General features: G+C 62.9%; 26 protein-coding genes. 18 read left to right on the forward strand and 8 right to left on the reverse strand.

Features of this window, described 5'->3' with window-relative positions:
- Positions 1–5: 5 nt before the first annotated feature.
- From rpsC to HLG70_RS22055, 6 genes are all read left to right on the forward strand, one after another.
- On the forward strand, positions 6–800 hold the full coding sequence (gene rpsC / locus HLG70_RS22030) for a 30S ribosomal protein S3 (RefSeq protein ID WP_006216553.1): 795 nt from the start codon (positions 6–8) through the stop codon (positions 798–800).
- A gap of 2 nt (positions 801–802) precedes the next feature.
- A complete protein-coding gene (gene rplP / locus HLG70_RS22035) occupies positions 803–1,219 on the forward strand; it encodes a 50S ribosomal protein L16 (protein ID WP_006216552.1) in 417 nt (138 codons plus the stop codon).
- An 11-nt stretch (positions 1,220–1,230) separates the two neighbouring features.
- On the forward strand, positions 1,231–1,422 hold the full coding sequence (gene rpmC / locus HLG70_RS22040) for a 50S ribosomal protein L29 (protein WP_003806912.1): 192 nt from the start codon (positions 1,231–1,233) through the stop codon (positions 1,420–1,422).
- 2 nt (positions 1,423–1,424) lie between these two features.
- Positions 1,425–1,706 (forward strand): 30S ribosomal protein S17, encoded by a 282-nt coding sequence (gene rpsQ / locus HLG70_RS22045; protein ID WP_006216549.1) that lies wholly within the window; start codon positions 1,425–1,427, stop codon positions 1,704–1,706.
- Positions 1,707–1,824: 118 nt separating this feature from the next.
- Positions 1,825–2,322 carry a hypothetical protein gene (locus tag HLG70_RS22050; protein ID WP_234103162.1) on the forward strand — a complete coding sequence of 166 codons (498 nt, stop codon included), beginning with the start codon at positions 1,825–1,827 and terminating at the stop codon, positions 2,320–2,322.
- A gap of 62 nt (positions 2,323–2,384) precedes the next feature.
- Complete coding sequence (locus HLG70_RS22055; RefSeq protein WP_213697129.1) at positions 2,385–2,831, forward strand: hypothetical protein; 447 nt, start codon at positions 2,385–2,387, stop codon at positions 2,829–2,831.
- Positions 2,832–2,878: 47 nt separating this feature from the next.
- Here the strand turns inward: HLG70_RS22055 and HLG70_RS22060 are convergent, their stop codons facing one another.
- Genes HLG70_RS22060 through HLG70_RS22085 form a run of 6 tightly spaced genes read right to left on the reverse strand, consistent with a single transcriptional unit; the run spans position 2,879 to position 8,580 of the window.
- Positions 2,879–3,946, reverse strand: coding sequence for a branched-chain amino acid ABC transporter permease (locus tag HLG70_RS22060; RefSeq protein WP_171667067.1), 1,068 nt, complete (start codon positions 3,944–3,946; stop codon positions 2,879–2,881).
- An 11-nt stretch (positions 3,947–3,957) separates the two neighbouring features.
- Positions 3,958–4,968, reverse strand: coding sequence for a branched-chain amino acid ABC transporter permease (locus HLG70_RS22065; RefSeq protein ID WP_171667066.1), 1,011 nt, complete (start codon positions 4,966–4,968; stop codon positions 3,958–3,960).
- Positions 4,965–5,717, reverse strand: a complete 753-nt coding sequence (locus tag HLG70_RS22070) for an ABC transporter ATP-binding protein (protein ID WP_171667065.1) — start codon at positions 5,715–5,717, stop codon at positions 4,965–4,967. Before HLG70_RS22070 ends, HLG70_RS22065 begins: the two co-directional genes overlap by 4 nt.
- Positions 5,714–6,484 carry an ABC transporter ATP-binding protein gene (locus HLG70_RS22075; protein ID WP_171667064.1) on the reverse strand — a complete coding sequence of 257 codons (771 nt, stop codon included), beginning with the start codon at positions 6,482–6,484 and terminating at the stop codon, positions 5,714–5,716. Before HLG70_RS22075 ends, HLG70_RS22070 begins: the two co-directional genes overlap by 4 nt.
- A 14-nt stretch (positions 6,485–6,498) precedes the next feature.
- Positions 6,499–7,671, reverse strand: a complete 1,173-nt coding sequence (locus HLG70_RS22080; RefSeq protein WP_171667063.1) for a substrate-binding domain-containing protein — start codon at positions 7,669–7,671, stop codon at positions 6,499–6,501.
- Between the two features lie 15 nt (positions 7,672–7,686).
- Positions 7,687–8,580 (reverse strand): alpha/beta fold hydrolase, encoded by an 894-nt coding sequence (locus HLG70_RS22085; RefSeq protein WP_171667062.1) that lies wholly within the window; start codon positions 8,578–8,580, stop codon positions 7,687–7,689.
- A 161-nt stretch (positions 8,581–8,741) separates the two neighbouring features.
- On the opposite strand from HLG70_RS22085, the gene HLG70_RS22090 reads away from it, so the two are divergent.
- Positions 8,742–9,716 (forward strand): helix-turn-helix domain-containing protein, encoded by a 975-nt coding sequence (locus HLG70_RS22090; protein ID WP_171667061.1) that lies wholly within the window; start codon positions 8,742–8,744, stop codon positions 9,714–9,716.
- Positions 9,717–9,802: 86 nt separating this feature from the next.
- Here the strand turns inward: HLG70_RS22090 and HLG70_RS22095 are convergent, their stop codons facing one another.
- Positions 9,803–11,968 carry a metallophosphoesterase gene (locus HLG70_RS22095; RefSeq protein ID WP_171667060.1) on the reverse strand — a complete coding sequence of 722 codons (2,166 nt, stop codon included), beginning with the start codon at positions 11,966–11,968 and terminating at the stop codon, positions 9,803–9,805.
- Between the two features lie 186 nt (positions 11,969–12,154).
- Entirely contained in the window at positions 12,155–13,582 is a 1,428-nt protein-coding gene (locus HLG70_RS22100; RefSeq protein ID WP_171667059.1) for an NAD-dependent succinate-semialdehyde dehydrogenase, read from the reverse strand.
- A gap of 155 nt (positions 13,583–13,737) precedes the next feature.
- Here HLG70_RS22100 and HLG70_RS22105 point away from each other — a divergent pair, with 155 nt between their 5' ends.
- From HLG70_RS22105 to rplO, 11 genes are all read left to right on the forward strand, one after another.
- Positions 13,738–14,526 carry an aspartyl/asparaginyl beta-hydroxylase domain-containing protein gene (locus tag HLG70_RS22105; RefSeq protein WP_234103437.1) on the forward strand — a complete coding sequence of 263 codons (789 nt, stop codon included), beginning with the start codon at positions 13,738–13,740 and terminating at the stop codon, positions 14,524–14,526.
- A 340-nt stretch (positions 14,527–14,866) separates the two neighbouring features.
- On the forward strand, positions 14,867–15,235 hold the full coding sequence (gene rplN, locus HLG70_RS22110) for a 50S ribosomal protein L14 (RefSeq protein ID WP_006216531.1): 369 nt from the start codon (positions 14,867–14,869) through the stop codon (positions 15,233–15,235).
- A gap of 12 nt (positions 15,236–15,247) precedes the next feature.
- Positions 15,248–15,568 carry a 50S ribosomal protein L24 gene (rplX, locus tag HLG70_RS22115; RefSeq protein WP_171667058.1) on the forward strand — a complete coding sequence of 107 codons (321 nt, stop codon included), beginning with the start codon at positions 15,248–15,250 and terminating at the stop codon, positions 15,566–15,568.
- A gap of 12 nt (positions 15,569–15,580) precedes the next feature.
- The gene (gene rplE, locus HLG70_RS22120) at positions 15,581–16,120 is read left to right on the forward strand and encodes a 50S ribosomal protein L5 (RefSeq protein WP_006216529.1); all 540 of its coding nucleotides are present in this window, start codon (positions 15,581–15,583) and stop codon (positions 16,118–16,120) included.
- A 12-nt stretch (positions 16,121–16,132) separates the two neighbouring features.
- On the forward strand, positions 16,133–16,438 hold the full coding sequence (gene rpsN, locus HLG70_RS22125) for a 30S ribosomal protein S14 (RefSeq protein ID WP_006227037.1): 306 nt from the start codon (positions 16,133–16,135) through the stop codon (positions 16,436–16,438).
- Between the two features lie 10 nt (positions 16,439–16,448).
- Positions 16,449–16,844, forward strand: a complete 396-nt coding sequence (gene rpsH, locus HLG70_RS22130) for a 30S ribosomal protein S8 (protein WP_006216525.1) — start codon at positions 16,449–16,451, stop codon at positions 16,842–16,844.
- 12 nt (positions 16,845–16,856) lie between these two features.
- On the forward strand, positions 16,857–17,390 hold the full coding sequence (gene rplF / locus HLG70_RS22135; protein ID WP_171667057.1) for a 50S ribosomal protein L6: 534 nt from the start codon (positions 16,857–16,859) through the stop codon (positions 17,388–17,390).
- 21 nt (positions 17,391–17,411) lie between these two features.
- The gene (gene rplR / locus HLG70_RS22140; RefSeq protein WP_008168985.1) at positions 17,412–17,777 is read left to right on the forward strand and encodes a 50S ribosomal protein L18; all 366 of its coding nucleotides are present in this window, start codon (positions 17,412–17,414) and stop codon (positions 17,775–17,777) included.
- A 15-nt stretch (positions 17,778–17,792) separates the two neighbouring features.
- Complete coding sequence (rpsE, locus tag HLG70_RS22145) at positions 17,793–18,314, forward strand: 30S ribosomal protein S5 (RefSeq protein ID WP_042795917.1); 522 nt, start codon at positions 17,793–17,795, stop codon at positions 18,312–18,314.
- Between the two features lie 3 nt (positions 18,315–18,317).
- Positions 18,318–18,503, forward strand: a complete 186-nt coding sequence (rpmD, locus tag HLG70_RS22150; RefSeq protein ID WP_006216520.1) for a 50S ribosomal protein L30 — start codon at positions 18,318–18,320, stop codon at positions 18,501–18,503.
- Positions 18,504–18,512: 9 nt separating this feature from the next.
- Positions 18,513–18,953 carry a 50S ribosomal protein L15 gene (rplO, locus tag HLG70_RS22155; RefSeq protein WP_171667056.1) on the forward strand — a complete coding sequence of 147 codons (441 nt, stop codon included), beginning with the start codon at positions 18,513–18,515 and terminating at the stop codon, positions 18,951–18,953.
- Positions 18,954–18,956: the final 3 nt, after the last annotated feature.

Here is an 18,956-nt window from a genome sequence, read left to right on the forward strand (position 1 = left end):
TCACGATGGGTCAGAAAATTCACCCCACTGGGTTCCGTCTCGCGGTCACCCGTAATTGGTCCTCGCGTTGGTTCGCCGACGACAAGGCCTTCGGCACGATGTTGGCCGAAGACATTCGCGTTCGCGAGTACCTGAAGAAGAAGCTCAAGAGCGCCTCCGTCGGTCGCGTGATCATCGAGCGTCCCGCCAAGAATGCCCGCATCACCGTCTACTCGGCTCGTCCGGGCGTGGTGATCGGCAAGCGCGGCGAAGACATCGAAAGCCTGAAGGCTGATCTGCAGCGTCTGATGGGCGTGCCCGTGCACGTCAACATCGAAGAAATCCGCAAGCCGGAAACCGATGCTCAACTGATCGCCGACTCGATCTCGCAACAGCTCGAGAAGCGCATCATGTTCCGTCGCGCAATGAAGCGCGCGATGCAAAACGCGATGCGTCTGGGTGCCCAAGGCATCAAGATCATGAGCTCGGGCCGTCTGAACGGTATCGAAATTGCTCGCACCGAGTGGTATCGCGAAGGCCGTGTGCCGCTGCACACCCTCAAGGCCAACATTGACTACGGCACCTCCGAAGCCCACACGACGTATGGCGTGATCGGCATCAAGGTCTGGGTCTACAAGGGCGACATGCTGGCCAACGGCGAATTGCCGCCGGAAACCGCAGCCCCGCGCGAAGAAGAACGTCGTCCGCGCCGCGCTCCGCGTGGTGATCGTCCGGACGGTGCTCGCACCGGTCGTCCGGGTGGTCGTGGCCGTGGTGGTCCCCGCAAGGCGGACGCTGCTCCGGCGCCTGAAGGAGAATAAGCATGCTGCAACCCTCTCGCAGAAAGTATCGCAAAGAGCAGAAGGGCCGCAACACCGGTCTGGCGACCCGTGGTACCCACGTGTCGTTCGGCGAATTCGGTCTGAAGGCCACCGGCCGTGGCCGTCTGACCGCTCGCCAGATCGAAGCCGCTCGTCGTGCCATCAATCGTCACATCAAGCGTGGCGGCCGCATCTGGATTCGTATTTTCCCGGATAAGCCCATCTCGCAGAAGCCCGCCGAAGTCCGGATGGGTAACGGTAAGGGCAACCCGGAGTACTGGGTCGCTGAAATTCAGCCCGGCAAGGTGCTCTACGAAATGGAAGGCGTCAGCGAGGAAATCGCTCGTGAAGCCTTCCGCCTGGCCGCTGCCAAGCTGCCGATTTCGACCACGTTCGTCGCGCGTCATATCGGTGCTTAAGGAGTACTAACATGAAAGCTAGCGAACTCCGTTCGAAAGACGCCGCCGAGCTCGGCAAAGAGCTCGAAAGCCTGCTGAAGGCACAATTCGGTCTGCGTATGCAGAAAGCCACGCAGCAACTGGCCAACACCAGCCAGTTGCGCAACGTGCGTCGCGACATTGCGCGCGTTCGCACCTTGCTGACCGAGAAGGCAGGGAAATAAAGATGAGCGAAACTCAAAACACCCAAGTGGCCAAGCGCCAGCGTACGCTGGTTGGCAAGGTCGTCAGCAACAAGATGGACAAGACTGTCGTGGTTCTGGTTGAACGCCGCGTCAAGCACCCCATCTTCGGCAAGATCATCATGCGTTCCGCGAAGTACAAGGCGCACGATGAATCGAACCAGTACAACGAAGGCGATACGGTTGAAATCGCTGAAGGCCGTCCCATCTCGCGCTCGAAGTCGTGGCGTGTGGTGCGTCTGGTTGAAGCCGCACGTATCATCTAAGTAAAGCAGTCATCGGAACGGTTCGCCGTTCTGATATAAAACGGCAAGGGCTAAAACCCCTTGCCGTTTTTTTTCGCGTCTTGAATGTGGCGACTCAAAGGACAACATGCGCGGTTTCATGAAAGTAGCCCGCCTCGGATTGCTGGTGGTGAGCGGACTGGCGATAGCGCCCGGAACGGCGCAGGCTCAAGGCCAGGTTGAACCCGCGCTCGCTTCGGATCCGACGGCCATCGGCAAGGCGGTGCTGAATGCCGGACCGGACCCCCGGGTCCGACTGGACGGTCTGTCGCGCGATCACGCGGCGATCTTCGGCACCGAGGATGAAAGTGAGCAAGCCCTGATGGACCAGGAGCGCGCGCTCCAGGTGCAACGCGAGCAGCTGCGTGTGCTGGAGCGCGTGCTCAACGAGAAGCCGTCAGCCGCGGATCGGCATCCGCCCGCCATGATTCCGCTGAACGCCGGTGCTCCCATGGACATGCCGCGGCTGGCGCCAACGCCATCGGGCTCCGAACTGGATCGCGGAAACAGCGATACGCGGCGCAGCGTGGATGAGATGCAGCGGCGCGTCAATGGCCTGCGGCGCGACGCGGATACGCTCGGGCAGAGTGGACGGTAGGCAAGGCTTCAGGTGCGGCGTTTCTGGCCGTCTTTCACTTCTGATAATTCTGGAGCCCGCATATGCGAGCAGTGGTGAGTGGATTCGGTCTGGCGTGCGGGGTGGCCGTGGGCGCCGCGGTAATGGTGCCGTGCGCCGCATGGGGCCAGGTGCCCTTGAAGGACCAGACCTTCGAACGGCCGTACCGCGACAGTTTTGTGATGGTCGGTAGTGACGGTCGGGTTAGAACAGGCGTGGAAGTGCGCGAACTGTCGGACCTGACGCAGCGTGTTTCCGAGCAGGCAAAGGCGCTGGAGGAATTGCGCGCCAAGAACGAGACGCTGACCCGCAAGCTTGATGAGCAGGCGCGAAAGATTGCGAACCTGGAGCGCAGACAGGACGACGGCGGCCGTGGCAGCGATAGCCAGAAGGGCGAGCTCGACAAGCTGGCGCGCACCGTGAACAGCCAGAAAAGCGAGTTGGACAAGCTGTCGCGCAGCCTGGACGAACTGCGTCGCCGGGTGAAGTAGAGGGCGCCCTTTGGTGCGGAGCCGCGGTGGCAACGGCGCGCGGCGCCCTATGCGCGTCTTGCGAACTCCCGCAGCCGTCCCGCGATGCCTGTGGGGAAGTAATACACCGACAGCACGAACAGAATGCCCAGCCACAAGAGCCAGCGGTCTGGTTCGAACAGCAGCGCCAAGGGCGCCACGCTTGCCACGACCCCGTGAACCGCATGCAGCCCATCCTGGAGATAGCTTTGTGCGAACACGAACAGGCTGGCTCCCACGACGGCGCCATACATCGTCCCCATGCCGCCGATGACGACCATCAGCAGGATGTTGAGCATGATCTCGAACGAAAGCGACGTGTCCGGGCCGTTATAGCGGAGCCATAGCGCGTACATCGCGCCCGCCAGCGTGGCGAAGGCCGCCGCCAGCAGGTTCGACAGGCTGCGGTAGAGCACCGTGCGATACCCGATGGCTTCGGCGCGGAAGGGGTTCTCCCGTATGGCCTGCAGCACCCGGCCGAACGGAGAGTTCACGATACGCAGCAGGATCAGGAACAACACCAGACAAACCGCGGCGATCAGATAGTAGGTGATGATGCGGCCGTCGATGTTGATGCCGAACACCGGCTCCGACAACGGCCGAAACGCGGGCCGCAGCATTTGCGGCACCTTGAAGTTCAGGCCGTCCTCGCCGCCAGTCATGTCCGACAGCTGCGACACCAGCGTCTGGAAAGCGGCGGCCACCGCGAGTGTGATCATGGCGTAGAAGATGGCGCGCACGCGCAGGCTGGCCAGGCCGATCAGCAGGGCAAAGGCCAGCGAAACCGCCAGTCCGCCAGCCACCCCCGTGAACACCGCGGTCCAGCCCGGTTCCATCCGCACGCTGGCGATCGCCACGCCATACGCGCCGATTCCGAAGAACATAGTGTGCGCGAAGCTGACGATGCCCGTGTAGCCCAGCAGCAGGTCATAGCTGGCGACAAGAATAACGAACACCAGGATCTTCGCGGCGACGGCGAGCGACTTCGGACCTGGGAACAGAAACGGCGCCGCGGCCAGCGCGGCCACGATCACGATGAGCAGCAGCGCCAGCATCGTGCTGCGCGGAGGGTCGCCGGAAAGCAGGCGTAGCGGCATGTCGGCGGCTCCTAGCGATTGGTGACGGGATATACGCCTTGCGGGCGCCACAGCAGAATGGCGACCATCAGCGCGATGTTCGAGAACAGGGCGGCCTTGGGCAGCAGGAAGCCGGTGTAGTTGGCCATCAGGCCCACCAGCAGCGCGCCGATGAGGCAACCCACGGTGGAGCCCAGGCCGCCGATCATGATGACGATGAAGATCAGCACGTTCACCTGCGCGCCCAGCTGCGGCACGACGGACTGCTGGTACATGCCCCACAGCACGCCGCCCAACCCCGCCAGCATCGAACCCGCGACAAACACGCCGACGAACAGATGACGGATGCGATAGCCCAGGCTTTCGACCATTTCCCGATCTTCCACACCGGCACGGATCAACAGGCCCAGCTTGGTGCGATTAAGCACCCACAGCATGCCGGCCAGCACCAGCAGGCCCACCACCAGCGCCACGATGCGGAATTTCTCGATGGCTGCGTCGCCCAGCAGGAAGGCACCGCGCAGCGCCTCGGGTAGCGGCAGGGAAATGGTTTGTGGTCCCCACATCATCTTGATGATCTCTTCACCGATGATCATGCCGCCCATGGTGATGAGGATCTGCTTGAGATGCTGGCCGTAGACCGGACGCACGATCACGCGTTCGAACGCCAGGCCCACCGCGCCCGCCACCAGCATGCCGACGATCATGGCGGGCAGCACCGCGACCAGGTTCGTCCAGAAGCTGGCGGACTGCGTCCAGTCGGCCATGGAGCCCAGAATGGTCGCCGCCATGTAGGCGCCGATGGCGATGAAGAGGCCGTGCCCGAAGTTCAGCACGTCCATCAGGCCGAAGACGAGCGTCATGCCCGAGGCCACGATAAAGATGATCATGCCCATGGCGAGGCCGGCGAAAGTCAGTGTGACCCAGGTGGAAAGCGAGCCGACCAGCGGCAGCGCGATAGCCGCCAATGCCAATACCAGCAGGATGGGGCGAAGGTCCGCGCTTGCGCGCGGCAGCGGGGCTTCGATGTCGAGCGTACTCATTGATGGCTTCCCAGTGACAGGCCCAGCAGGCGCGTCTGCAGCGCGTCGTCCGCCGCCAGCTCTTCCATGCCACCGGCATGGACGACCCGCCCGTTATCCATGACCGCGACGTGATCGCCGACCTGGCGGGCGAAGTTGAAATTCTGCTCGACCAGCAGGATGGTGGTGGATGCCTGCTTGAGCTCGATGAAGGCGTCGATCATGTTCTGGATGATGGCTGGCGCCAGGCCCTTGCTGGGCTCGTCCACCAGCAGCAGGCGGCGCGGCTCGATGATGGCGCGCGCCATTGCCAGCATCTGCTTCTGACCACCCGACAGCTTGCCGGCGGGATGCAGCCAGAATTTTTTCAGCGCGGGAAAGAAGCCGAAGATCCATTCCAGCCGCGCCGTGTCCAGCTGGCTGGCGTTCTTTGCATGGCGCGCCGCCAGCAGGATGTTCTCCTTCACCGACAGGTCCGCGAAGATGCCCATGTTCTCTGGCACGTAGGCCATGCCCATGCGCGCCATGTCGGGAGGCGACTTGCGCGTGCCCGGCCCGCCGATGGCCGCGCCGTCGAAGCTCACCGCGCCTTGCGATGCGCGCCACAAGCCCATGATCGTGCGCAGCGTGGTCGTCTTGCCGGCGCCATTCCGGCCCAGCAGCATGGTCACGGCCGACGGTGGCACCGACAAATTGACGCCGTGCAGGATGTGATACGCGCCTATATGCGTATGCACGTCCTTCATTTGCAGGAGTGGACTCGGCGTCATGCCGCCTTCTCCACCGGGCTGATGCCCAGATAGGCCTGTTGCACGATGGGGGATGCGATGACGGTCGCAGGGTCTCCGTCCGCCATCAGTTGGCCGTTGTGCAGCACGACGATCCGATCGGCAAGCTCGCGAACGACATCCATCTTGTGCTCCACGAGCAGAATGGTCTTCGAGGTGTCGTTCTTGATCTCGCGAATCAGGTCCAGCACGACGGGGACGTCGTCCACGCTCATGCCGGCGGTGGGCTCGTCAAACATGAATACCTTCGGCTCCAGCGCGATGAGCATGGCGATCTCCAGTTTGCGCTGATCGCCGTGCGGCAGGTCCGCGGCCGCTTGATCGCGGCGCGCCGACAGACGGGTGCGCTCGAGCAGCAGGTCGGCGCGTTCCATGAGGCCGCGATCGTCACTCCAGGTGCGCCAGAAACGGATCTGCCGCCAGCCCATGCCTTGCTGGCGCGACTGCAGGGCAAGCCGCACGTTCTCATGCACGCTCAAGCGCGGGAACAATTGCGTCAGCTGGAACGCGCGTCCCAGGCCCGCATGCATGCGAGCCGGCGCCGCCAGCGACGTCAGGTCGCGTCCATTCAAAAGCACGGTCCCCGCGCTGGCGCGCAACTGGCCGGAGATCAGATTGAAGTAAGTGGTCTTGCCCGCGCCGTTCGGGCCGACAATGGCGGTCAACGTGCCAGGCGCATAGGCGCAACTGACGTTGTTGACGGCCACATGTCCGCCGAAACGAATCGTGAGCGATTGGGTTTCCAGCATGGGCGGGTCTGGGGTCAACGCTTGTTCTGAATGGGAACGGCCATCTGGTCGGGCGTAATCTCCTTGACCAGATCCTGGACCGCCCATGGCACGGACGGGTCATTCTTGATGCGGAAGTGGTACATGGACTGCATCGCCTGGTGGTCCTCGGGCCGGAAGGTCATCTTGCCCTTGGGCGTGTCGAAGCTCATGCCTTCCATCGCCTTGATCAACTTGTCGGTGTCGGAGTCACCCGCGGTCTTGTTCAATGCAGCCACGATGGCGATGCCCGATGCCATGCCGCCCGCCGTGAAGAAGTCCGGCGGTTGGCCAAAGCGCTTTTGATGTTCCGTCACCAGCCAATCATTCACCGGATTTTTCGGAATGCCGTAGTAGTAATAGGTGGCGCCTTCCATGCCGGCCAGCGACTTCAGAGGCGTCATGGCGGTCAGCGTATTGCCGCCCGTGGCGATTTCGATGCCGAACCGCTTGGGGTCGAGGTCCGCGATCTTGAACGGATTGCCCGCGCCGGCCCAGAGGATGAAGATGATCTTGCGGCCAGGCTTGTCCTTGAGCGCGTCGAACAGGCGCTGCGCGCCCGCGGTGAAATCGGTGGCGTTGGCGGGCAGGTACTCCTCATGCACGATCTTGGCGTTCTTGAGCGCGCCCTTGAACGCCTTGACGCCGTCGCGGCCAAAGGCATAGTCCTGCGCCAGCATGGCGATCGACGTGCCCGCCTGGTCGAACGCGACGGCGTTGGCGATGGCGTCCTGCGAAGAGTTGCGGCCGGTGCGGAAGATGTACTTGTTCCACTTCTCGCCGGTGATCGAGTCCGCCACGGCGGGTTCCACCAGCAGGATCTTCTCGTACTCTTCCGCGATCGGCAGCATGGCCAGCGCCACGCCTGAGGACGTGGGGCCGACCGCGATGTCCGCGTTGTCGTCGGCGTAGGCGGAAGCCAGCTGCGCGCGGGCCACGTCCGGCTTGCCCTGGTTGTCCTTTTCGATGACGCGGATCTTGCGGCCGGCCACCGTCATGGTGCCCTGCGTGGCGTACTCCAGGCCCAGCAGCAGCCCGTTCTGGGTTTGCTTGGCATAGGCCTCGAGCGGCCCGGTCTTGTCGTACACATGGGCCACGACGAAGTCTTTCGCCGCAACCGCGGAACTCATGCAAAGGCTGGCCAGCGCGGCGAGCAGAATGCGTTTCATGGAAGTCTCCTGGTGTCAGTGGTCGCGGGCGGCCGTGGGTTCCGGCCTGGCAAGAAATTGGCGGATGGCTTCGATCTGCGGCGGGACGTTCAAGGCGGGGGCATGGCCGCAATCGGGAAAGTCGATGCGCTGCGCGCGCGGGCCACGCTCGGTCATGGCGTGGGCCACCTCGGGCAGCAGAAGATCCGAATCGGCGCCGCGCAAAAGCAGCAGCGGCATGCGGAGCGAGTCGTACCCGCTCCAGCGGTCGTAGTCGCCGGGGTGATGGCTGAACTGGCCCACGATGGCCGGATCGTAATGCGTGGTGACGCGGCCGTCGGGCAGCCGCCGCACGGACGTCTCCGCCATCCTGCGCCATTGTTCGTCGCTCTGCCAGCCATAGGGCTTGTAGGCCACGCGCAGCCAGGCCTCCAGTTCCGTGACTGTGTCGAAGGCGGGAGGATTGCCGGCATAGGCCACGATGCGCTCGACGGCGGGCGGTGGCAGCTCGGGTCCGATATCGTTGACCACCAGGTGCGAGATGCGGTCGCGCAAAGTACTGGCGGCGGCATGCATGCCGGTGGCGCCGCCCATGGACGTGCCCACCCAGCGCACGCGCTTGAGCGACAGGCCGTCCAGCAGGGCGCACGCCAGCGCCGCGTAAAAGTCCAGCCGATACTCCGCCAAGGGGTCGGGGCTCCATTGCGACAGGCCGCGTCCGATCGTGTCAGGGCAGATGATGCGGTAATCGTCCGCGAGCGCCTGCGCCAGCTCGTCGAAGTCACGGCCAGTCCGGGCCAGGCCGTGCCACATGATGATGGGGGGCGCATCGGCCGCGCCCCATTCCGTGTAATGCAGCTCGCGGCCCGCGCAACGCAGATAGCGCGACGCGGGCGTATGGCGCGCGGCCGCCGTGCCTGCCTGTGCCATGAGTCTCCTCCCGGGTTGTCCAGGTTGTGTGCTTATCGGGCTGAATATAGACTTGCGGCAGGCGCGTCCACAATGCGCCGTCCGCCCCAGAGCAGGGTGAGTCAAGAATATGTAGACGCAAGATCAATTTGCGCACCCCCCGCGTACCAGGAGACCGCGCCATGCCAGATTCGGAATTCGCCATTTCGGCCAGCGCCGGCGCTGACCGGCGCGATCAATGGCGCGCGGCGCTGTCCAGTGCCTTCGGCCCCTTCGAGGTGCATGGCGGAAAGCCGGGCAGTTTCGCCGGGCATGTGCGCTACGCGCGCCGCGCCAGCCTGCAGTTCAATGACCTGCACTATCAGGGACAAAGACTGGAACGCACGGCGGGCAATGTGTCGCGGCTGGACCAGGAGTTCTATACCTTCGGCCTGCCGTTGGCGGGACCGCTGGCCGTGCGGCAGCAGGGGCGCGAATTCCAGGTCGAACCGGGTTGCGTGTACCTGATGAACCAGAGCCTGCCCTACCAGGCGACGGCGCAGGGGGCGGCGGGCTATCGCAGCCTGAGCGTGTCGTTCCCGCGCAGCGCGCTATCGCAACGGGATTCGCGCGTCGGCGCCTTCTACAAGCTGCGCACGGACGACGGATCCCCTCGGGGGGCGTTGCTGGCCGGCTACATGGATCATCTGTTCAAGGGCATGGACGGCTGGTCCGACACCGAGGTCGCCGAGCTGGGCGAACGTCTGATCGACCTGATCGTGCTGTTCCTGGTGCAGCCGGGGCAGGGACATGCGTCGGAGTCGGATAGCAGCGTCACGGTGGCGCACCGGGCGCGTGTTCTGGCGTACATCCGCCAGCATCTTGCGGACCCGGCCCTGTCGCCGCTGCGGGTGGCTCAGGGGTGCGGTGTGTCGGTCGCTTACCTGCATCGCATCCTGCGCGCCGGAGGCCTGTCGGCGGAGTCCTTCATCTTTGATCAGAGGCTGGACAAGTGCCGCGAGCTGCTGCTCAGCCCGCAGCACCGCCATCGCAGCATCGCCGAGCTTGCCTACCAGGTCGGTTTTTCGCATCCCTCGCATTTCAGCCGGCTGTTCAAGCAGCGATTCGGCATGACGCCGCGGGATACTCGGGCGGGTGGCCGGGCGCCACAGGCATGACCCTGCTGCCGGCCAGCCTGACCGCGCAAAAATAGCGGCCCACCGCGAGAGTGGGCCGCTTGCGCTTCGGGTCGAATGAACCCGGTCTAGAAGGGCGAGGGCTGGTTCGACAGGTTGACGATGCTGTTGCTCGTCAGGTCCAGGCGGATATGCTCCGAAGGCGCGCCGGCCGCCAGCTTCAGCATGATCGCCATCAGCGGCTTGAAGCGGGCCTTGAACAGGTCGGCCGGCGTGGTGGCGTTGCTGACACTGCTGCCATTCATCTGCACCGCGGCGTTGGTCTGGCTCAGCGCCTGGGCCAGCAGCTTGTACTGGTTGGCGCGTCGGGCGGGAATGTCGGCGAACGCCAGGTCGCCGGCGTTGGCCAGGCGCACGAAGTCGCCTGCCAGCTCCAGGGCCTTCCATTCCGCGAAGTCCGCCAGCTGCATGCCGTTGGCCTGGGCCAGGGCCTGCGCGCGGGCCTGGGCATCGGCCACGTTGCCGGCATATGCCGCATTGCTGGCGCCGCTGCCGCCGCCGTCCGCCAGGCAGGCGAAGAATGCCGGGGTCAGATTGTTCTGGTTGCCGGTGTTCGCCAGTTCCTTGAGCGTAACGGTCGTCTGCAGCTGCGACAGCGTCAGCAGGTCGGCGCCCGTCAGGGGGCTCTTGACCAGCTCGCGCATCTCGCAGCGCCAGTCGTCATTCAGCAGGCGCAGGCGCACCAGTTCGCTCATGTAGCGATAGGTGAAGTCGCCGTAGTCCTTGGCGTCCAGAATGGACACGTCCCAGCGCGGCGGCGCGTCATAGGCGTTCTCGGCACGGTAGAGGTCGAACAGTTCGTCAAAGCGCGGCACCTTGTCGAGCCGGATGGTCTGCACTTCGATCTCGTTCGCGCTTTGCAGCGTCATGAGCTTGTAGGCGGGCACGTAGGCCGCCATGGAAGGCGCCTGGATATTGAACAGCGCGTTGTCCCCGCCGTAGTTGCGCAAGGCCATGTCATTGAAGTGCATGTGGCCGCCCACGTGCACCTTCAAGCCGGTCTCCGCCAGTGCGCGGGTCGTGTTTTCCGCGGGGCGGCGGATCATCTGCATCTTGTTGACGCCCAGCAGCGCTTCGATGTCATCGGACGCCCCGTTGAAGAACTCCGACATCGGGAAGTGGCTGAAGGCGATGACCTGTTTGCCTTGCGCCTTGCCGCGGGCCACGACGTCGGCCAGCCATTTGATGACGTGGGCCTTGTGCGTAAGCATCTTGTTGTAGCCCTGGTCGCCCGAGCCGGTGAAGTCATTCGCGCCGATACCGGTGGGCACATAGACGTTGGCGTCCAGGCCAACCAGCCACACGCCCTTCACGGGTTCCACCACATAGGACGTGTCCGGCACCATCTTGCAAAGCGTGTAGTTTTGCGGCTTGTTCGGACCGCCGGTGCCTTCCGCGCAGATCTCGTATTGGCGGTTGGTCCAGTTGGCCTGCGCCAGCGCCGTGGCGTATTCGTAGTCCTCGTACTTGTAGGTGCTGTACGGGGTTTCGTAATACACGTTCTGCGGCTGGGGCATGAAGCCGTGCTGCTTGAGCGCGTCGGTAATGCCGGCGTAGCCCATGTGCAGCACTTCCTCGGTGCAATAGGTGTTGCCCACGCGCGCCCAGTCGCCGCCGTAAGGCGTGCTGCACGCGGCATTGCCGCCGCGGCTGTAGATGGGTTGCGAGAAGCCGATCAATCCGGTCACCGGATCCAAACCCAGGTAGTCGCTCTTGCCTGCGGCCTGGTTGAAGGGCCGGTTGGGATCGTGGTTGCCCGGCGCGGCGAAGAACTGGATGCCATGCTTCTTCGAGTACTCGTCCATGATCTTGACCAGGCCCCGCATGTGCACGGGTTGGCCGTCGTCCGAGAAGTCGCCCGGCAGCGCGATGTACTTCACGCCGCGCGCAACCGCATCGTCCAGCGCCGCCAGGAAGGCGAAGTAATTTTCATTGAACAGGCGTGTGGACGTCAGTTGCGCGTACATCGTCCGGATCGTGGCGTTGTCGCCATGCTTCGGATTGGGGATGCCGGGAAAAGACCCATCCTTGAAGTCGGCGTAGACGTCATGGAAGTGGATGTCGGGCATGAACGCGACTTGCACGGGGGCGGGCGGCTGGGCCGGTGTTTCCGCCGGGGGCGGTACTTCCGCCACGGGAGGCGCATCGTCGTCCTTGTCTCCGCCGCAAGCGGCAAGCAGGGCGACGAGCAGCATGGAGCCAGCAGCGCGGGCATAGCGTGAAAGGGGCTTCATCGTGCTTTGAAATTCCTGGAACTGTTTTTGATGCGGCGGTCGTCTCCTGTTCGGGGGATCAGCTGCCTGTAAGGGGGGCAATGCTCCCCGACGTGGATGACAGCTTCATGAATGACATTTGCGTTGCGGCCCGAGGCAAAAAAAAGCCCCGCACGTGCGGGGCTTTGCGGTACTGCGGGCACGAGGTCAGATGTGCGTGATGAATTTCGTGACCAGGTAGCCCTCGAACGTTTCCGTGCCGCCTTCGCTGCCGATGCCGCTGTCCTTGATGCCGCCGAACGGCGTCTCGGCCAGCGCGCTGCCGAAGTGGTTGATGTTGACCATGCCGGCTTCGAGGCCGTTGGAGACCTTGGTCGCCGTCTTGAGCGAGTTCGTGAACACGTAGGACGACAGGCCGAAGGGCAGGCTGTTGGCGCGGCGCAGGACTTCATCGGTGTCGGTGAAGCGGACCACGGGCGCGACCGGACCGAAGGGCTCTTCGGTCATCAGCATGGAGTTGTCGGGCAGGTCCGTCACGACGGTGGGGGCGAAGAAGAAGCCCTTGCGATCCAGAGGACCGCCGCCGACCACGACCCTGCCGCCGTGCTTCTTGGCGTCGTCGATGAAGGCGCTCATGGCAGGCACGCGGCGCTCGTGCGCCAGGGGGCCCATGTCGGTGCCAGCTTCCAGGCCGTCGCCGACCTTGATGTTCTTCAGCACGTCGGAAAAGCGCGCCAGGAACTGCTCGTAGGCGCCGTTCTGCACGTAGAAGCGGGTGGGCGACACGCAGACCTGGCCGGCGTTGCGCACCTTGAACTTGGCCAGCATCTCGGCGGCGCGATCGATGTCGGCGTCGTCGAACACCAGCACGGGCGAGTGGCCGCCCAATTCCATGGTGACGCGCTTCATATGCGCGCCGGCGAGTGCCGCCAGCTGCTTGCCCACGGGCACGGAACCGGTGAAGGACACCTTGCGCACGATAGGCGAGCGGATCAGGTAATCGGAGATCTTGGCGGGCTCGCCCCAGACGATGTTCAGGCAGCCCTTGGGCAAGCCTGCGTCGTGGAACATGCGGGCAATCGCCATGACCGCGCTGGGCGAATCTTCAGGGCCCTTCAGCACCACCGTGCAGCCGGCGCCGATAGCGGCGGCGATCTTGCGGATGGCCTGGTTATACGGGAAGTTCCAGGGCGTGAACGCGGCGCAGACGCCGATGGGCTCGCGCACGACGATCTGGCGGACATCGGGATTGCGCGGCTGAATCACGCGGCCGTAGATGCGGCGGCACTCCTCGGCGTGCCAGTCGGCATGTTCGGCGCAGGAAGTGACTTCGCCCACGGCTTCGGCCAGCGGCTTGCCCTGGTCCAAAGTCATGTTGCGGCCGATTTCCTTGGCGCGCTCGCGCGACAGCGTGGCTACCTTGCGCAGGATGGCCGAGCGGTCCATGGGCGACGATTTCTTCCACGATTCGAAGGCGCGCTGGGCGGCGGCTAGCGCGCGATCCAGATCCGCTTCGGTGGCGTGGGGCAGCTGGCCGAGCACTTCGAGCGTGGCCGGGTTGATGACGTCCTGGGTGCGCCTGCCCTCGCCGGCGACGAATTCGCCGTCGATATACAGCGCCAACTGTTCATACATGCCTGTCGTTCCTTGCGAAATAGGAGTGGATAGCGATCGCTGTCGCCCACGGCAGTCTAAACCAGCTTCCGCCCGGCGGGGAGGTCCACTCCCGGGTGGACGCTTGGAGCCAATACCGCGTGCAAAGCTTGCGTGCGCGCGCCGCCATCGACAAAATGGGGAATCCTTGGCCGTCCATCCCGATACCTATTGTGCAACCCGTCGACGCGCGTCAGGCCGCTAAGCCCAGTGTCTATTCCCGGGTCTTCTTCCGCTTCATTGACTGGCTGCGCCACCGCATCGCGCTGGCCTCGCTGGTGGGGGACAAGCCCATCTTCCAGAACAGCCAGTTTCCGTGGGTCGCTAGCCTGGAAGCCCAGGCGCCGGCCATCCGCGCCGAGCTGACGGAACTGCTCTCAGAACGCCAGCACCTGCCTGCCTTTCACGAGATTTCCCCGGATGTGGGGATGATCACGTCCGACGACCAATGGAAGACCTTTGTCTTCATGGGATACGGCCTGCGCTCCGAGCGCAACCTGGCGCGCTGCCCGGACACCGCCCGGGCGCTCAAGGGGATACCGGGCATCCGCACCGCGTTCTTCTCGATCCTGGAGCCGGGCAAGCGAATTCCGCTGCACACCGGCCCGTACAACGGCGTCCTGCGCCTGCACCTCGGCCTGGTGGTGCCCGAACCCGCCGAGCGGTGCTGGATCGAGGTCGGGGGCGAGCGCTACAGCTGGCGGGAGGGGCAGGCCGTGGTGTTCGATGACCTGTACCCGCACCAGGTCCACAACGACACAGACGGCCTTCGGGCCGTGCTGTTCGTGGATTTCGAGCGCCCTTGCCGGTCTCCTGTAAAATGGTTGAATCGCCTGGTGCTCATGGCCGCGCCGTTCACGGACGAAATCCGTCGCGGCAAGGCCAATCATGACGCCTGGGAGAAGGGCTACTACCGCCAGAAATAGGGGGCGGATAGTCCGAAAACCCTTCCCCTCATAGGGGAGCGTGGTGTTTTGTGCGTGATCCCAACAAAGTGCTTGCGCTCAAAATTTAACCACGCTAGAATGATCAGCTTTCCCAGATTGTCGATTCACTTAACCGAAGGCTAGGTGAACGTGTTGGGGGAATACCCGCAGGATTTCAACCCAGGGTCGTTGCGTTGCCAACCAGTTGCTGGTCCAGATGTTGTGGACTTGCCGACAAAAAAGCAGGGCGGCAGACCTGACGGGACCAAAACTGGCAGGAATTGCAGTGTTCCCTTGTTGGGAAAACCGTATTTCCAGTTAAGTTGGAACAGGAAAAATCATGATCCAAATGCAGACCACGCTGGATGTGGCCGATAACACTGGTGCGCGTCATGTCATGTGCATTAAGGTGCTCGGTGGCTCCAAGCGCCGTTATGCCGGTATCGGCGACATCATCAAGGTGAGCGTCAAAGATGCGGCTCCGCGCGGACGCGTCAAGAAAGGCGAAATTTACAATGCCGTGGTGGTTCGTACCGCCAAGGGCGTGCGCCGTAAAGACGGTTCGCTGATTCGTTTCGGTGGCAATGCCGCCGTGTTGCTCAACGCCAAGCTGGAGCCTATCGGCACCCGCATCTTCGGACCCGTTACGCGTGAACTGCGTACCGAGAAGTTCATGAAGATCGTGTCGTTGGCCCCGGAAGTGCTGTAAGGAGCCCCTACGATGAACAACATTCGTAAAGGCGACGAAGTCATCGTCCTGACCGGCCGCGACAAGAAGCGTCGCGGTACCGTGCTGGCCCGCGTTGACGCCGACCACGTTCTGGTCGAAGGCGTCAATGTCGTCAAGAAGCACGTGAAAGCCAACCCGATGGCTAACAACCCGGGCGGGATTGTCGAAAAGACCATGCCCATCCACATCTCGAATGTGGCGCTCTTCAACCCCGCAACCGGTCGTGGCGACCGCGTGGGCGTTCAAGATGTCGAAGGCCGCAAGGTCCGCGTGTTCCGTTCCAATGGTGCCGTTGTCGGCGCCAAGGCGTAAGGGGCGATAGACATGTCTCGTTTGCAAGATTTCTACAAGAGCAAGGTCGCTGGCGACCTGCAGGCCAAGTTTGGCTACAAGAGCGTCATGGAAGTGCCGCGCATCACCAAGATCACCCTGAACATGGGTGTCTCGGAAGCCGTGTCCGATAAGAAGGTTATCGAACACGCGGTGTCGGACCTGACCAAGATCGCTGGCCAAAAGCCTGTCGTGACGAAGACCAAGAAGGCTATCGCCGGTTTCAAGATCCGCGAAAACTACCCGATTGGTTGCATGGTCACGTTGCGTGGTCAACGCATGTACGAATTCCTGGATCGCCTGGTGGCGGTTGCGCTGCCTCGCGTGCGCGACTTCCGCGGTATCTCGGGTCGTGCGTTCGATGGCCGTGGCAACTACAACATCGGGGTGAAAGAGCAGATCATTTTCCCCGAAATCGAGTACGACAAGATCGACGCGCTGCGTGGGCTGAACATCAGCATCACCACCTCCGCGAAGACCGACGAAGAAGCCAAGGCGCTGTTGACGGCCTTCAGCTTCCCGTTCCGTAACTAAGGGGCTGATGACGTGGCTAAACTTTCCCTCATCAATCGCGACATCAAGCGCGCCAAGCTGGCTGACAAGTTCGCTGCCAAGCGCGCTGAGTTGAAGTCGATCATTGACGACCAGTCGAAGACCGACGAAGAACGTTACCAAGCTCGGCTCAAGCTGCAACAGCTGCCGCGCAATGCCAACCCGACGCGTCAACGTAACCGTTGCGTGGTCACCGGTCGTCCTCGCGGTGTGTTCCGCAAGTTCGGCCTGACGCGCCACAAACTGCGTGAAATGGCGATGAAGGGCGAAATCCCCGGCATCACCAAGGCCAGCTGGTAGGAGAAACAATATGAGCATGAGCGATCCCATCGCCGATATGCTGACCCGCATTCGCAATGCGCAGCAAGTGGACAAAGTTACGGTGAGCATGCCCTCCTCGAAGCTGAAGGCGGCTATTGCCGCTGTGCTGAAAGACGAAGGCTACATCGACAGCTTTGAAATCAAGGGCACCCAGGCCAAGCCTGAGCTCGAGATCACCCTGAAGTACTACGCTGGCCGTCCGGTCATCGAGCGCATCGAACGCGTCTCGCGTCCTGGTCTGCGTATCTACAAGGGCCGTACCAGCATTCCTCAGGTCATGAACGGCCTGGGCGTGGCTATCGTTTCGACCTCGCGCGGCGTCATGACCGACCGTAAGGCTCGCGCCAACGGCGTCGGCGGCGAAGTGCTGTGCTACGTGGCCTAAGGAGAAATTCGAATGTCACGTATCGCTAAGTATCCGGTCGAACTGCCCAAAGGTGTCGAAGCTGACATCAAGCAGGATCAGATCACTGTCAAGGGCCCGCTGGGCACCTTGACCCAAGCCCTGACTGGCGACGTCACGGTTTCGCTGGACGAAGGCAAGCTCACGTTTGCCGCCGCCAACGAAACGCGTCACGCCAATGCCATGTCGGGTACCGTGCGCGCGCTGGTTGCCAATATGGTTACCGGCGTGAGCAAGGGATTCGAGCGCAAGCTGAATCTGGTTGGCGTGGGTTACCGCGCCTCGATTCAAGGCGACGCCGTTAAGCTGCAGCTCGGTTTCTCGCACGACGTTTTGCACCAGTTGCCGGCCGGTATCAAGGCCGAATGCCCCACCCAGACGGAAATCGTCATCAAGGGCGCCAACAAGCAAGTCGTCGGTCAGATGGCCGCTGAAATCCGCGCGTACCGCGAACCCGAACCCTACAAGGGCAAGGGCGTGCGTTACTCGGACGAACGCGTCGTCATCAAAGAAACCAAGAAGAAATAACGGCGCACGCAAGGACGAATCATGGACAAAAAAGTTTCCCGTTTGCGTCGTGCGGTTCCGACCCGCCGGAAGATCAACGAGCTGCGCGTTCACCGCCTCTCGATCTTCCGCTCGAACCAGCACATCTACGCCAACATCATTTCGCCGGAAGGCGATCGCGTTCTGGTCAGCGCCTCTACGGTGGAAGCCGAAGTGCGTGCGCAACTGGCCGGCCAAACCGGCCAGGGCGGCAACAAAGCCGCTGCTACACTGGTCGGCAAGCGCGTGGCCGAAAAGGCCAAGGCTGCCGGTATTGAACTGGTCGCTTTCGATCGCTCGGGCTTTCGTTACCATGGCCGCGTGAAAGCGCTGGCCGATGCCGCGCGTGAAGCCGGCCTGAAGTTCTAAGCGAGGATCTGTCAAATGGCTAAAGTACAAGGCAAGAACGCCGCGGAAAAAGAGAACGATGACGGCCTCCGCGAAAAGATGATCGCGGTCAACCGCGTGAGCAAAGTGGTCAAGGGTGGTCGCACCATGAGCTTTGCCGCGCTGACCGTGGTTGGCGATGGCGATGGCCGCATTGGCATGGGTAAGGGCAAGGCGCGTGAAGTGCCGGTGTCCGTTCAGAAGGCTATGGAACAGGCCCGTCGCGGCATGTTCAAGGTCGCTCTGAAGAACGGCACGCTGCACCACACCGTGGTTGGCAAGCATGGCGCCGCTACCGTGCTGATCTCGCCCGCTGCTGAAGGTACTGGCGTTATCGCCGGCGGCCCGATGCGCGCTATTTTTGAAGTGATGGGTGTGCGTAACGTGGTTGCCAAGAGCTTGGGCTCGAGCAATCCCTACAACATGGTTCGCGCCACGTTGAACGGCTTGCGCGCCTCCCTGACCCCGGCCGATGTTGCTGCCAAGCGCGGTAAGTCGGTCGAAGAAATCCTGGGGTAAATCATGGCTCAGAAGCAGATCAAAGTGACCCTCGTGCGCTCGGTGATCGGTACCAAGCAATCGCACCGTGATACGGTTCGCGGTTTGGGCTTGGGCCGCATCAACAGCAGCCGCGTGCTGGTCGATACGCCCGAGGTGCGTGGGATGATCCGTAAGGTGGATTATCTCGTTTCCGTCTCGGAAGCCTAAGGAATCACCATGTCGGATATGCAACTTAATTCGCTGAAGCCCGCTGAGGGCAGCAAGCACGCCAAGCGCCGCGTCGGCCGTGGTATCGGTTCGGGTCTGGGTAAAACCGCCGGCCGTGGCCACAAGGGTCAGAAGTCGCGCTCGGGCGGTTTCCATAAGGTTGGCTTCGAAGGCGGTCAAATGCCGCTGCAACGTCGCCTGCCCAAGCGTGGTTTCACCCCGCTGGGTCAACACCTGTATGCCCAAGTTCTTTTGTCGGACCTCCAGGCCCTGCCCATCGACGAAATCGATGTGCAAGTGCTGAAGGCGGCTGGCGTGATTGGCCAGGCGGTTCGTTACGCCAAGGTCATCAAGTCGGGTGAACTCTCGCGCAAGGTCGTGCTCAAGGGCATTACCGCGACGGCCGGCGCTCGCGCCGCCATCGAAGCCGCGGGCGGCTCGCTTGCTTGATCA

The sequence above is a fragment of the Achromobacter deleyi genome, from assembly GCF_013116765.2.
Classification (GTDB): Bacteria; Pseudomonadota; Gammaproteobacteria; order Burkholderiales; family Burkholderiaceae_B; genus Achromobacter; species Achromobacter deleyi_A.

Coding starts and splice junctions, on each gene's coding strand:
- rplX (WP_171667058.1), top strand. CDS start 15,248: ATGAACAACATTCGTAAAGGCGACGAAGTCATCGTCCTGACCGGCCGC.
- rplF (WP_171667057.1), top strand. CDS start 16,857: ATGTCACGTATCGCTAAGTATCCGGTCGAACTGCCCAAAGGTGTCGAA.
- rpsE (WP_042795917.1), top strand. CDS start 17,793: ATGGCTAAAGTACAAGGCAAGAACGCCGCGGAAAAAGAGAACGATGAC.
- HLG70_RS22105 (WP_234103437.1), top strand. CDS start 13,738: ATGGGGAATCCTTGGCCGTCCATCCCGATACCTATTGTGCAACCCGTC.
- HLG70_RS22070 (WP_171667065.1), bottom strand. CDS start 5,717: ATGACGCCGAGTCCACTCCTGCAAATGAAGGACGTGCATACGCATATA.
- HLG70_RS22085 (WP_171667062.1), bottom strand. CDS start 8,580: ATGGCACAGGCAGGCACGGCGGCCGCGCGCCATACGCCCGCGTCGCGC.
- rplP (WP_006216552.1), top strand. CDS start 803: ATGCTGCAACCCTCTCGCAGAAAGTATCGCAAAGAGCAGAAGGGCCGC.
- HLG70_RS22080 (WP_171667063.1), bottom strand. CDS start 7,671: ATGAAACGCATTCTGCTCGCCGCGCTGGCCAGCCTTTGCATGAGTTCC.
- rpsQ (WP_006216549.1), top strand. CDS start 1,425: ATGAGCGAAACTCAAAACACCCAAGTGGCCAAGCGCCAGCGTACGCTG.
- rpmD (WP_006216520.1), top strand. CDS start 18,318: ATGGCTCAGAAGCAGATCAAAGTGACCCTCGTGCGCTCGGTGATCGGT.
- HLG70_RS22095 (WP_171667060.1), bottom strand. CDS start 11,968: ATGAAGCCCCTTTCACGCTATGCCCGCGCTGCTGGCTCCATGCTGCTC.
- HLG70_RS22050 (WP_234103162.1), top strand. CDS start 1,825: ATGAAAGTAGCCCGCCTCGGATTGCTGGTGGTGAGCGGACTGGCGATA.
- HLG70_RS22060 (WP_171667067.1), bottom strand. CDS start 3,946: ATGCCGCTACGCCTGCTTTCCGGCGACCCTCCGCGCAGCACGATGCTG.
- HLG70_RS22100 (WP_171667059.1), bottom strand. CDS start 13,582: ATGTATGAACAGTTGGCGCTGTATATCGACGGCGAATTCGTCGCCGGC.
- rpsH (WP_006216525.1), top strand. CDS start 16,449: ATGAGCATGAGCGATCCCATCGCCGATATGCTGACCCGCATTCGCAAT.
- HLG70_RS22065 (WP_171667066.1), bottom strand. CDS start 4,968: ATGAGTACGCTCGACATCGAAGCCCCGCTGCCGCGCGCAAGCGCGGAC.
- rplN (WP_006216531.1), top strand. CDS start 14,867: ATGATCCAAATGCAGACCACGCTGGATGTGGCCGATAACACTGGTGCG.
- rplO (WP_171667056.1), top strand. CDS start 18,513: ATGTCGGATATGCAACTTAATTCGCTGAAGCCCGCTGAGGGCAGCAAG.
- HLG70_RS22055 (WP_213697129.1), top strand. CDS start 2,385: ATGCGAGCAGTGGTGAGTGGATTCGGTCTGGCGTGCGGGGTGGCCGTG.
- rpsC (WP_006216553.1), top strand. CDS start 6: ATGGGTCAGAAAATTCACCCCACTGGGTTCCGTCTCGCGGTCACCCGT.
- rplR (WP_008168985.1), top strand. CDS start 17,412: ATGGACAAAAAAGTTTCCCGTTTGCGTCGTGCGGTTCCGACCCGCCGG.
- HLG70_RS22075 (WP_171667064.1), bottom strand. CDS start 6,484: ATGCTGGAAACCCAATCGCTCACGATTCGTTTCGGCGGACATGTGGCC.
- rpmC (WP_003806912.1), top strand. CDS start 1,231: ATGAAAGCTAGCGAACTCCGTTCGAAAGACGCCGCCGAGCTCGGCAAA.
- HLG70_RS22090 (WP_171667061.1), top strand. CDS start 8,742: ATGCCAGATTCGGAATTCGCCATTTCGGCCAGCGCCGGCGCTGACCGG.
- rplE (WP_006216529.1), top strand. CDS start 15,581: ATGTCTCGTTTGCAAGATTTCTACAAGAGCAAGGTCGCTGGCGACCTG.